Source organism: Lachnoanaerobaculum sp. (genome assembly GCF_057250505.1).
The window spans coordinates 69,037-82,425 of sequence record NZ_DBHIEQ010000003.1 but is presented as its reverse complement, the minus strand read 5'-3'; the positions used below and the strand labels follow the sequence as shown (position 1 = coordinate 82,425).

8 protein-coding genes are annotated in these 13,389 nt (G+C 39.5%); all 8 read right to left on the bottom strand.

What is annotated here, in order from left to right:
• Positions 1-9: 9 nt before the first annotated feature.
• Positions 10-1,224 carry a phosphoglycerate kinase gene (locus ACO6FI_RS02360; RefSeq protein ID WP_485455932.1) on the bottom strand — a complete coding sequence of 405 codons (1,215 nt, stop codon included), beginning with the start codon at positions 1,222-1,224 and terminating at the stop codon, positions 10-12.
• A gap of 74 nt (positions 1,225-1,298) precedes the next feature.
• Positions 1,299-2,330: a type I glyceraldehyde-3-phosphate dehydrogenase gene (gene gap, locus ACO6FI_RS02355; RefSeq protein ID WP_485455931.1), complete on the bottom strand. Its 1,032-nt coding sequence runs from the start codon at positions 2,328-2,330 to the stop codon at positions 1,299-1,301.
• A 126-nt stretch (positions 2,331-2,456) separates the two neighbouring features.
• The gene (locus ACO6FI_RS02350) at positions 2,457-4,115 is read right to left on the bottom strand and encodes a Na/Pi cotransporter family protein (RefSeq protein ID WP_485455930.1); all 1,659 of its coding nucleotides are present in this window, start codon (positions 4,113-4,115) and stop codon (positions 2,457-2,459) included.
• A 307-nt stretch (positions 4,116-4,422) separates the two neighbouring features.
• On the bottom strand, positions 4,423-7,086 hold the full coding sequence (locus ACO6FI_RS02345) for a glycosyl hydrolase family 28-related protein (protein ID WP_485455929.1): 2,664 nt from the start codon (positions 7,084-7,086) through the stop codon (positions 4,423-4,425).
• Between the two features lie 49 nt (positions 7,087-7,135).
• Positions 7,136-8,407 (bottom strand): diaminopimelate decarboxylase, encoded by a 1,272-nt coding sequence (locus ACO6FI_RS02340; protein ID WP_485455928.1) that lies wholly within the window; start codon positions 8,405-8,407, stop codon positions 7,136-7,138.
• Positions 8,408-8,419: 12 nt separating this feature from the next.
• Entirely contained in the window at positions 8,420-10,894 is a 2,475-nt protein-coding gene (gyrA, locus tag ACO6FI_RS02335; RefSeq protein WP_485455927.1) for a DNA gyrase subunit A, read from the bottom strand.
• Between the two features lie 16 nt (positions 10,895-10,910).
• Positions 10,911-12,824, bottom strand: coding sequence for a DNA topoisomerase (ATP-hydrolyzing) subunit B (gyrB, locus tag ACO6FI_RS02330; RefSeq protein WP_485455926.1), 1,914 nt, complete (start codon positions 12,822-12,824; stop codon positions 10,911-10,913).
• Between the two features lie 142 nt (positions 12,825-12,966).
• Entirely contained in the window at positions 12,967-13,230 is a 264-nt protein-coding gene (locus ACO6FI_RS02325; RefSeq protein WP_060932002.1) for a SemiSWEET family transporter, read from the bottom strand.
• Positions 13,231-13,389 lie beyond the last annotated feature (159 nt).

Below are 13,389 nucleotides of genomic sequence, written 5' to 3'. Positions count from 1 at the left end.
CCAATCTGTTTATCTATTGTCTGCAGCTGCAACACCCGGAAGTTCCTTACCCTCAAGGAATTCAAGTGAAGCACCGCCACCTGTTGAAATATGTGTCATCTTGTCGGCAAATCCAAGTCTCTTAACAGCATTTACAGAATCACCGCCACCGATAACTGTTGTTGCATCCTTAAGGTCTGCTACAGCTCTACAGATTTCAAGTGTTCCCTCTGCAAACTTCTCAAACTCGAATACGCCCATAGGTCCGTTCCATACTACAGTCTTTGCACCCTCAAGTGCCTTCTTATAGTTTGCAATAGTCTTAGGTCCGATATCAAATCCTGACCATCCTGCTTCTATAGTATCAACTACCTTAGACTCTGTATCATTTGAGAATTCCTTACCCTCTACATGGTCTACAGGAAGTAACAGATTTACACCCTTTTCTTTTGCCTTGTTGATCATCTCAAGTGCATAGTCAAGCTTATCCTCTTCACAAAGTGAGTTTCCGATTTCCTCGCCCTTTGCCTTAAGGAATGTATATGCCATACCTCCACCGATAATAAGTGTATCTACCTTATCAAGGAGATTGTTTATAACATTGATCTTATCTGAAACCTTAGCTCCTCCAAGAATTGCAACAAACGGACGAACCGGGTTCTCTACAGCCTCTCCAAGGAACTTGATTTCCTTCTCCATAAGGTATCCTACTACATTCTCCTTACAGAACTTGGTTACACCTACATTTGAGCAATGTGCTCTGTGTGCTGTACCGAATGCATCGTTTACAAAGATGTTGTTGTCACAAAGTGCTGCAAGCTCCTTAGCATACTCTACAGCGGAATCGTCCTTACCGTACTTTGTCTCTTCAGCTCTGTAACGTGTATTCTCAAGTAATAAAACTTCTCCGTCCTTAAGCTCTGCTGCAAGCTTTCTTGTCTCTTCACCTGTTACCTTAGGATCTGAAACAAACTTTACCTGTACGCCAAGTCTCTCTGAAAGTGCAGGAGCTACAGGTGCAAGGCTCATTTCAGGAAGCGGCTCGCCCTTCGGCTTTCCGAGATGTGAGCAAAGTATAACCTTTGCACCGCCGTCCAAAAGCTTTTTGATTGTAGGGATTGCACCGTCTATACGGTTATAATTTTGGATAACACCGTCCTTTAGCGGAACATTAAAATCACAACGAACTAATACTTTTTGTCCTTTTAGGTTCTTTAAATCATCTACAGTTTTCTTATTAAGCATAAGTATCTCCTTATTGTAAAAAAAGAGGTCCGGCCCAATATGAGCGGACCTCTTTGGTCTCTTTATCTTTTATATTACTTTAACTCAGCAAAGTACTTGATTGTTCTAACCATCTGTGATGTGTAAGAATTCTCATTGTCATACCATGATACAACCTGTACCTGATATACATCGTCAGCTATATGAGCTACCATTGTCTGTGTAGCATCAAATAATGAACCGAACTTCATACCGATAACGTCTGAAGAAACGATCTGATCCTCTGTATATCCGAATGACTCGGATGCGGCAGCCTTCATTGCAGCATTGATATCTTCTTTTGTAAGTCCTGCCTTCTTAACAACGGCTGTAAGAATTGTTGTAGAACCTGTAGGAACCGGAACTCTCTGTGCAGATCCGATAAGCTTTCCGTTAAGCTCAGGGATAACAAGACCGATAGCCTTAGCAGCACCTGTTGAGTTAGGTACGATATTTGCAGCACCTGCCCTTGCTCTTCTAAGGTCACCCTTTCTGTGTGGTCCGTCAAGGATCATCTGGTCACCTGTATAAGCATGGATTGTGCTCATGATACCGCTCTGGATAGGAGCAAGTTTGTTAAGTGTATCAGCCATAGGTGCAAGACAGTTTGTTGTACATGATGCAGCTGAAATAACTGTGTCGCTTGCCTTAAGTATCTTCTCATTTACGCTGTAAACGATTGTAGGAAGATCATTTCCTGCAGGAGCTGAAATAACAACCTTCTTAGCACCTGCTGTCAAGTGAGCTGAAGCCTTCTCCTTTGATGTGTAGAAACCTGTACACTCAAGTACAACATCTACCCCGATCTGTCCCCAAGGAAGCTTTGATGCGTCTGCCTCTTTGTAGATTGTAATTTTCTTTCCGTCAACTGTGATAGAATCCTCACCTGCCTCAACAGTGTGCTTTCCTTCACCGATACGTCCGGCAAAACCGCCCTGTGCTGTATCATACTTTAAAAGATGTGCTAACATCTTAGGATCTGTAAGATCATTTATTGCTACTACTTCATATCCGTCAGCCTCAAACATCTGTCTGAAGGCAAGACGACCAATACGACCAAAACCGTTAATTGCTACTTTTACCGACATTTTAGTTCCTCCTAAAATTAGTACTTGTGTGATGTTATCTCATTTGATAATTATTCATCAATCATTCTTAATTGTACAAAATTATAAACTTAATTGCAAGTATATATTTGAAACTTCTTATTATATTTATATTTCATTTTTCACATATCCTGCAATATTTGTAGCATGGTCTGATATACGCTCCAAGTTACTGATTATATCAAGGAAAGCAATACCTGACTGCGGTTTACATTCTCCCCTTGTAAGTCTGTCAATATGCTTTTCTCTTAATTCATCCTCAAGCATATCCACCTTATCTTCAAGCTTATTTACCTTTCTGACTGCACCGAGTGCATCCGCTCCGCTTGCATTTATAGCTGTTTCAAACGCATCTATGGCATCCTTTGATATCTCAGCCAAGTCTTCCTTTGCAAGGTCGCTGAACTCAAGGTTGTTGTCAATCATATACTTGGCATTTTCAGACAGGTTGTCCGCATGGTCTCCGACTCTTTCTATATCAGTTACCATATTGAAGAGATTGTTTACATGCTTTTTCTGACTTTCACTTAGTGAAAGATTGTCTACCTTTATAAGATACTCTGTCAGTGCTTCCTGCATATCGTCAAGTGTCTGTTCACACTGTGCAACTGTTTTTAAATCGTCCAAACTCTTGGTATTGATAGCACCCATTGCGGCATTAAGACTCTTTAGAGCGATACTTCCCATACGGGCCACTTCTACACTTCCTGATTGTACTGCAAATGCAGGTGTAAGAAGCACTCTTTCATCAAGCTGTAAGATAGGCTCTTTTTTAGCCTTTACAACCTCATCATCCTTGCCTCTTACGATCATTCCCGAAAGCTTTACAAGCAGTCCGGCAAAAGGATAAAGCAGAGTGGTCATTGTAAGATTGAAAAATGTATGGAATATTGAAATCTCTACCGCATTGATAGTGTGATTTGCAAGCTTTGTATTCACTGTAAATACGACAAATCCAAGTATACCGAATACTATCGCACCTATTGTATTGAATAAAAGATGTATTGCTGCGGCTCTCTTTGCAGTTCTTGAACTTCCTACACTTGAAATAATAGCTGTAACACAGGAACCGATATTTTGTCCGAGTGTGATGTATATAGCCGCCGCCGTGTTTACCACACCGTTGAATGCAAGCGTCTGCAAAATACCTACCGATGCTGATGAACTTTGCATCAGAGCTGTTACCACAATACCTACTATGATACCAAGTATCGGATTACCTCCAAGTACTCTGAACGCTTCCGAGAATATAGGAGCACCTGTGAAAGGCTTTATATTGCCTGCCATAAGGTCAAGTCCTAAAAACAGCATTCCAAGTCCGAGAACTATTTCACCTATGGTCTTTTTCTTGTCGGATTTTGAAAACAGTATAAATATCGCACCTATACCTATCATTAAAGGTGCATAGAATCCCGGCTGAAAGAGCTTGAGCGAATCGCCTATTGTTCCAAGTGATACTATCCACGCTGTAATTGTAGTACCTATATTGGCACCCATAATTACACCTACAGCCTGGACAAGGCTCAACATTCCGGCACTAACAAAACCTACTACCATTACAGTGGTAGCACCTGAGCTTTGTATTATGGCTGTTATTACCGCACCAAGTAAGATGGCTGTAAACCTGTTGTCCGTTATCTTACTTAGGAACTGTTGCATCTTTCCACCGGCAGTCTTTTGCATTCCGTCCGCCATAATATGCATTCCGTACAGGAAAAGTCCAAGACCGCCTAAGAATCCAAAGAGATATGATACATTATCAATCATTTTAATTCTCCTCTTAAAACATACCTACTTATATAGCCGCTGTCGAATTAAAACTCCAACAGATACGTCCTGTACATTCTACCAATTTATAAAAATTTAAGCAATACAAGATTTTTATCTAAAAAATACATACTAAAAAAGCACCCTTTCTAGGGGGTACTTTCTTAAGGATTTCTATATATAGGATTCATTGTAAGTGCTTCTTTATGATGATGTAATCTTATCATACTTCACCGTAAAATAATTGAAATACTGTTAAACTTATTATGAATTATTTCTTAAATATGTAAACAGTTTTAAATTAAATTTACTCCTTTGAGACACTCTCATCCCAGCTTCCGTCCGCTTTAAGGAGATAACCGTCCGGTGTTCTCCGGCTCTTAAGCATTCTTCCCTGTGTACCGTCAGAAACTGTATTAAAATAATACCACTTATTGTCGATTTGATGCCATCCTACACGCATAGCACCCTTGGTACCGTCAGATATAGGATTCAGATAATACCATTCCCCACTCGCATCTTTAAGCCATCCGATTCTCATTGCGCCTGAACCGTCCATAAAATACCATCTTCCGTCAACATTTGCCCAGCCGGTCACCATCTCTTCTCTATCGTTTAAAATATACCAATTTTCCGAGATATATGCCCATGCGGATTTTGCCCGTGAACCGTCAACTTCAAGTCGCCATATGTTTCCTTCCTTTTTCCAACTGCCCTGACTATATACTTTACCGCCTGTTTGAATATAAGAGTAGGAATTGGATGAAGCACCTCCATTCTTTAGCCCGGTACTTCTGCGACTATGTGAAGAAGATCCTGAATCTCTACTGCCGGAGCCTCCCGATCCGCCTCCTCTTCTACGCTCAGGTACTGACGGCGTTGAGACACCTGTATTACCTGTATTATTAGTTGTTCCGTTATTATTTGCTGCTCCGGTGTTATTAGTTGCTCCGCTATTGTTAACTGTTCCAGTATTATTAGTCTCTCCGTTATTGTTTGTTGTTCCCGACTGTACCTGCAAAGTAAAGTTTTCTGTACAGACCCAACCTCCTGAATCAGTCGCCCTTACCTGCAAATATATACTTGACTCTGTAGCGGCATCTACACTCACACCCTCTTTTAACTTAAGCATACCGTCAGAACTTACTTCAAAACGTGAATCACTTAAAGTATAGGTATGTGTATCACCTACATTAAGATCAATAGTTGTAAGCTTTCCTACAACTTCACCGGGAATACCTGATGTAACTGTATTTTTGGAAAGAGTAATCTTTTTTGGAGGTTGATTCTTAGGCCTTGTCACCTCTATTGTAAAGGTTTTTGTAAAAGAAGCACCAAGTGCATCTGTCGCCGTTACATTAAGAGTTATTGTTCCTACGGAACCAAACGGTATATAGTTGTCTCCTTTCAAACGCAAGAGATTATCATATACAACTTCAAAGCGCTCATCATCAACAGTATATGTGTGTGAATCTCCGGCATCAGGATCTGTTGTAGTCAGCAGTCCCACTTCCGCCAAATATTCATCACTGTAGATAAACAAAGGGTTTAGAGTAATATCAGTTGGTGCATGATTTGCATAATTTACAGGTAGTGTAGGAGAGCTTGTTGCATCTTCTGCATTTCCGGCTTTATCAGTATACTGAACCCTTACAGTAATCTCTTTTCCTGCATCTGCCGCTGTAGGAATATAGCTTGAATTTGTCGCACCGCTAATAGCTGTTCCATCTGCATACCACTGATAGGAAGAAATTGAAGATGCAGGAACAAGTACAGAATTATGAACATGAAGATCTCCATAATCACCGTCATATACCTTGGCACTAAGTGTTTGCCCTGCATGTGCAATACCAAGAATATAGACTGAAGCCTTAAAAGTATTGTTTTGAACCGTATTACTGCTCTCTCCGGTACTGTCAATAATATTTCCTCCATATACAGTGTTTCCACTGACTTTGACATTACTTGTTGAATAACGTCCGTTATTGCGAAGTCTGATGCCCCAATGTATATCATTTTTTGTTATAGTTTGATCATTATAAACTTTATTACCTGTAACTAAACCTCCTTTCAATCCTACCAGGACTACTCCGCTTATATTATCACGAACAGTATTATCGGCAAATGTAATATTTGCTGCAACACTGTTTGCATACTGATTGCTAACCACAAAACCTGTAGCGTTCCCTTCAAATAAACAACCACGTACCTCAATATCTTTTGCAATCGGATAATCTCCCTCAGGCTCAATATCAATTCCCGACTTTGGAGGTGTACCGTCAGAACGTTTAAACTCAGATTCAAGTATTTTAACATTCTGACCGCCTACAATCGACATTCCCTGACGACGGTTATGATCACAAATAACTTTGTAAATAGTAATATTTTTACTGTTTTCTCCTAAAAATACTCCGTCTCCCCAAAATTCACCTGCATACAAATCCTCAATAACCACATTTGTAGCATCAGTGATTCGAACACCATATCCGGTCTGTCCAAGATTTCCGATATGATTATCACGGTCACCGATTAATCTACCTCCTATTATATGTACATTGTCAACATGTGTGATACTGAACATCTGATAGGACTTCTCTCCGTTCGGAATCGCATAAAGTGTTGCACCGCTTGCAATACGTACAATAATATTGCTTTTAAGTACAAGCCCTGCTTTCTCATAGCTGTTTCCTGTCTGATACAATGTGTTAATCATATAGTTTCCTGCCGGAATGTCTACGATTCCTCCACCTGCCGCAGAAACTGCATCAATAGCCCTTTGTATCGCCGCAGTATCATCACTGACACCGTCTCCTGTTGCACCATAGGCTGCATCCTTAACATTTGCCACAAAACTTGTTACAGGATCCGGAACATAAACTCCTGTTGATGCCGATGCTTTTTGTGAAAAGATAAACAGAAAACAAACCACTATTGACATAAAGCATACAGACAGATTTCTTTTAAAGATCATATTAACTTATCCCCTTTAATTTCTTATATTTCTAAAAAATATGCAGATCTTATTTTAAATATTTATCCATTATATTACAAAAATCAAAGGTTGCAAAATAGTCTTTATCGGTCTCCGCTCTTCTTATCATCTTCACACTTCCATCCTCCTGTAAGAGTAACTCCGCAGACCTAAGCTTACCGTTGTAATTATATCCCATTGCAAAACCATGTGCTCCCGTATCATGAATATAGATATAATCTCCCTTTTCTATCTTCGGCAACTTCCTGTCTATAGCAAACTTATCATTATTCTCACAAAGTGAACCCACCACATCATAGACCTCACTTGCTTTCTCATTTTCCTTACCGAGAACTGTAAGATGATGGTAAGCTCCGTACATAGCAGGGCGCATCAAATTACTGGCACAGGCATCCACACCGATGTAATGCTTATATATATTCTTCTCATGTATCGCCTCTGTTATTAAAGCACCATATGGTGCAAGCATATATCTTCCAAGCTCTGTAAATATGGCTACATCCATGATAGCGTTTGCCTCAAGCACTTCTTCATACGCCTTTTTTACACCCTTTGATATTTCAAAAATATCATTCGGCTCACTGTCGGGAGTATAAGGTATGCCGATACCTCCTGACAGATTGATAAACTCCACATTGATACCTGTTTCATTCTTTATCCTTACTGCAAACTCAAACAGCTCTCTTGCAAGTTTGGGATAATACTCATTTGTTACAGTATTGCTGGCAAGAAATGCATGAATACCGAAATGCTTTACACCCTTTGACTGCATTATCTTAAAGGCCTCTATAAGCTGATCGGGAGTCATTCCATACTTTGCATCTCCCGGATTGTCCATTATACCGTTTGACATAGTAAAGACTCCACCCGGATTATATCTTGCACACATAGTCTCGGGCAGCTTTCCGCATACCTCTTCCACATACTTAATATGTGTAATATCATCCAAGTTTATTATCGCTCCAAGGTCGTTTGCAAACTTAAACTCCTCAATAGGAGTCTCATTTGATGAAAACATTATATCTTTGCCGCTAAATCCACAGGCATCCGACATCTCAAGTTCAACCATGGAAGAGCAGTCCACACCGCAGCCATATTCCTTTAATATATTCATTATAAAAGGATTCGGAGTGGCCTTCACCGCAAAATACTCTTTAAAACCTTTATTCCAGCTGAATGCCTCATTTAATCTCTTGGCATTTTCTCTGATTCCCTTCTCATCATATATATGCCATGGTGTGGGATATGTCTTTACAATCTCTTTTACCTGTTCCAATGTCAAAAATGGCATCTTTTGCATTTTATTTCCTTTCTATTCATTGCTCTCTTCATCAGATTCCGTATTTTTTTCTTCTCTGATCTTTGCAATGCTTGCAATCTTGGTATCACTTTCTCTGTCTATGTTCATAAGCTTCACTCCGCTTGCCGCTCTGCCCAGTATCGATATTCCGCTGACTTCTATTCTGATTACAATTCCCTCTGTAGTTATCAATAAAATCTCTCTGTCTTCATTTACAAGCTTCGCACCTACAAGCTTACCTGTCTTTTCATTGTCCTTATAACATATGATACCTTTACCGCCTCTGTTTTGGACTTTGAACTCAGATATCTTTGTTCTCTTTCCATATCCATACTCAGAAACAAGAAGCAAATATTCCCCTTGAGATGCCAGTTGCATTCCTATGACTTCATCACCTGTATTCAGTCTCATTCCTATTACACCTGTTGCACCTCTGCCCATAGCTCTTATATCCTTGTCATTGATTCTGATGCACATACCGTACTTTGAAACAATTATTAAATCATCATCACCATGAGTAACCTTTACTTCTATCAGCTCATCATCCTCTGTGAGGTTGATAGCCGCAAGTCCGTTTTTTCTAATATTGTCAAATAAGTTTATTTGACATTTCTTTATAGTACCGTTTTTTGTAACCATAAAGAGATAGCCGTCATTTGATTTTGCTTCACTTGGGATTATCGCGGAAATCTTCTCATCAGGCTGTAACTGCAATAAATTTACTATTGCAACTCCTCTTGCGGTCCTTGAAGCCTCAGGAATCTTATATCCCTTGATTGTATACACTCTACCCTTATTGGTAAAGAAGTATATATCATTGTGAGTGGTTGACATAACAATGTCCTCAATGAAGTCGTCATCAATTGTCTGCATTCCCTTGATGCCCTTACCTCCTCTGTTTTGTACATTGAAATTGTCGGGACTCATCCTCTTTATATATCCCAGCTTTGTCATTGCGATGATAATATCTTCTCTTTGGATAAGGTCCTCATCCTCCATATCGTCATCCTGCATAAAGCCTGTTCTTCTGTCATCCTTATACTTATCTTCAACTACAAGGATTTCCTCTTTTATAAGTGCAAGTAATTTTTTCTCATCTGCAAGTATTCCCTCAAAATATTCTATCTTTGCAAGCAGCTCATTGTACTCGGATTCAAGTCTCTCTCTTTCCAAACCTGTGAGAGTTCTCAAACGCATATCCACTATAGCCTGTGCCTGTGCATCTGAAAGTTCGAATCTCTTTATAAGCTCTTCCTTGGCAATATTTACATTTGCACTGCCTCTGATAATCTTTATGATTTCATCAATATTGTCAAGAGCAATCAACAGTCCCTCTAAGATATGAGCTCTCTCTTTTGCTTTATTAAGCTCATACCTTGTTCTCCTTGTAACCACATCTTCCTGATGAGCCAGATAGTACTGAAGCATCTGCAAGATATTTAACACCTTAGGCTGATTGTCAACCAAAGCCAGCATATTTACGCCGAATGTATCCTGTAACTGTGTATGCTTATACAATCTGTTTAATATAACATTGGCATTCACATCTTTTCTAAGTTCTATAACAACTCTCATTCCTTCACGGTTCGATTCATCTCTAAGATCTGTGATACCGTCTATTCTCTTATCTTTTACAAGCTCTGCAATCTTTTCAATAAGTTTTGCCTTATTTACAAGGTATGGAAGCTCACTGACCACAATCCTGTTCTTGCCGTTTGACATTGATTCGATTTCAGTGACCGCTCTTACCTTTATCTTTCCTCTACCTGTGGTATATGCCTCTTTAATACCTCTAAGCCCTAATATATTGGCACCGGTAGGAAAATCAGGTCCTTTTATAATGCTGATTATCTCATCAACAGTGGTATCTTTATCTTCTATCTTATTATCTATCAGCCTTACTACCGCGTCTATAACTTCTTTGATATTATGAGGCGGAATATTGGTTGCCATACCTACCGCAATACCTGTTGTACCGTTTACCAAGAGGTTAGGAAATCTTGCTGGCAATACTGTAGGCTCTTTTTCAGTCTCATCAAAGTTCGGAGCAAAGTCTACAGTATCCTTATTGATATCTGCAAGCATCTCCATAGCGATCTTTGAGAGTCTGGCCTCCGTATATCTCATGGCCGCCGCACCGTCTCCGTCCACAGAGCCGAAGTTTCCGTGTCCGTCCACAAGAGTATATCTCATGGACCAGTCCTGTGCCATATTTACAAGTGCGCCGTATATTGACGAGTCTCCGTGTGGGTGATATTTACCCATTGTATCTCCGACAATACGAGCACATTTTCTATGTGGTTTATCAGGCCCGTTATTCAGTTCTATCATAGAAAAGAGCACTCTTCTTTGAACCGGTTTTAATCCGTCTCTTACATCCGGAAGTGCTCTGGCTGCAATAACACTCATTGCATAGTCAATATATGACTTTTCCATGGTTTTCTTTAAGTCGATCTCATTAAACTTGTCGAAAACATTTGGTTCCATATTTTAACCTACCTTTTTAAATATCCAAATTCGATACATACTTTGCATTCGCTTCTATAAACTCTCTTCTCGGAGCCACCTGATCTCCCATAAGCGTACTGAATACAACATCAGTCTCTGAAAGCATGGACTCGTCAAGTACCACTTTCTTTAATACTCTGCGCTCAGGGTCCATAGTGGTCTCCCAAAGTTGCTCGGCATCCATCTCACCCAAACCTTTGTATCTTTGTATCTTGTTATTCTGATCTCTGCCGACTTCCTTGAGGATATTGTTCAACTCCTCATCTGAATATGCATACCAGACTTTCTTGTTCTTCTCAAGCTTATAAAGTGGCGGCTGTGCCAGATAAACATGACCTTCTTTTATAAGATCCGGCATAAACCTGTATATGAATGTAAGCATAAGCGTATCAATATGTGCTCCGTCCACATCCGCATCTGTCATTATTATTATCTTGTTGTAACGAAGCTTTGTTATATCAAAGTCATCATGTATTCCTGTGCCGAATGCTGTAATCATTCCCTTTATCTCGGCATTTGAATATATCTTATCAAGCCTTGCCTTCTCTACATTGAGTATCTTTCCTCTAAGCGGCAATATGGCCTGTGTATCTCTTCTTCTTGCACCTTTGGCGGAACCGCCTGCAGAGTCTCCCTCGACTATAAAGATTTCACATTCTTCAGGATTCTTACTTGAACAGTCCGCAAGCTTTCCCGGCAAACTCATACTGTCAAGTGCCGACTTTCTTCTTGTAAGATCTCTTGCTTTTCTGGCCGCCGCTCTGGCTCTTTGTGCGGTAATGGCCTTCTCACTGATAATCTTTGCAACAGCCGGATTTTGCTCAAGGAAGTATGTGAGCTGTTCACTTACTATGGAGTTTACAGCTGTCTGTGCCTCCGAGTTTCCAAGCTTTTGCTTAGTCTGACCTTCAAACTGCGGGTCCTCTATCTTAACCGATATAATGGCTACAAGACCTTCTCTGATATCCTCACCTGAGAGATTCTCGTCACTGTCTTTTAAGAGCTTGTTGCTTCTTGCGTATTCGTTAAATGTCTTTGTAAGTGCATTCTTGAAACCTGAAAGATGTGTTCCGCCTTCAGGCGTATTTATATTGTTGACGAAGGTATATATACTTTCAGAGTAATTGTCATTGTGCTGCATTGCAACTTCGACCATTACCTTTTCTTTTGTACCCTCACAGTATATTACATCCTCATATATAGGCACCTTTCCCTTATTGAGATAGGTCACAAACTCCTTGATACCTCCCTCATAGTGGAAAGACATTTTTTTCTTTTCTTCTCTGTTGTCAATCAAGGTAATCTTTAATGCTTTTGTAAGGAATGCGGTCTCACGAAGTCGTACTTTTAATATATCAAAGTCATACACGGTCTCTTCAAAGATTGTATCATCCGGTAAAAAGCTCACCTCGGTACCTGTCTTTTGAGGATCGCACTCACCTATAACTTCCATCTTCTCTACGACTTTTCCTCTTTCAAATCTCATATGATATATCTTGCCGTCTCTGTATACCTTTACATCCAGCCATGTGGAAAGCGCATTTACTACCGAAGCACCTACACCGTGCAGACCTCCTGAAGTCTTATACCCTCCACCGCCGAATTTTCCTCCGGCGTGCAATATGGTAAATACCACCTCCAAAGCCGGCAATCCGGCTTTCTTTTGAATATCTACAGGTATACCTCTACCGTTATCCTTTACCGTTATAGAATTGTCTTCGTTTATACTGACCTCTATCTCGGTACAGAATCCTGCAAGAGCCTCATCTACAGAGTTGTCTACTATCTCATAAACAAGATGATGAAGACCTCTTGATGATATTGAACCGATATACATTCCGGGTCTTACTCTCACTGCCTCTAATCCTTCAAGTATTTGTATTTGGGATGCTCCATACTCTGTACTCATACCACACTCCTTTAATTTATCTTTAGGATTGCTCCTCATCTACAATAAAATTTCGCCGTTATATTATAACATTTTTTTTTGAAATATGAAACCACTATATAATAAGAAAAAAGAGGTGCAATGCACCCCTTAAAATAAATATTTATAAAGCTGTTATAAAAGTAAGGAATCCGAAAATGACACCTGCAGCGTTCGGTATTATAAGAATATAATCTATCTTATGTTCATTGGTTAATCCGTAAATTACCCATAACAAACAAGAAACTGCTGCTACAAGCGGCTGCAGAGGTTGAGACTTCGCACCGCCAATATTTGCTATAATCTGTGGTATATAAGATAAAAATACTAAAACTCCGATAAATGCTCCGATTGATCCTATAAATGTATTAATCTTCTTTTTGCTCATTAAAAATATAACCTCCAAAATCAGTTTATAAATAGACCTATGTAAATCTATGGGCAGTACTATATCATAAAATTTTTAACGATGCAAATTTTAACTGAATTTTACAAAGATTTTAACATTATTTTTTTATATATTACTTTAAAAAAAATTGTATAAATA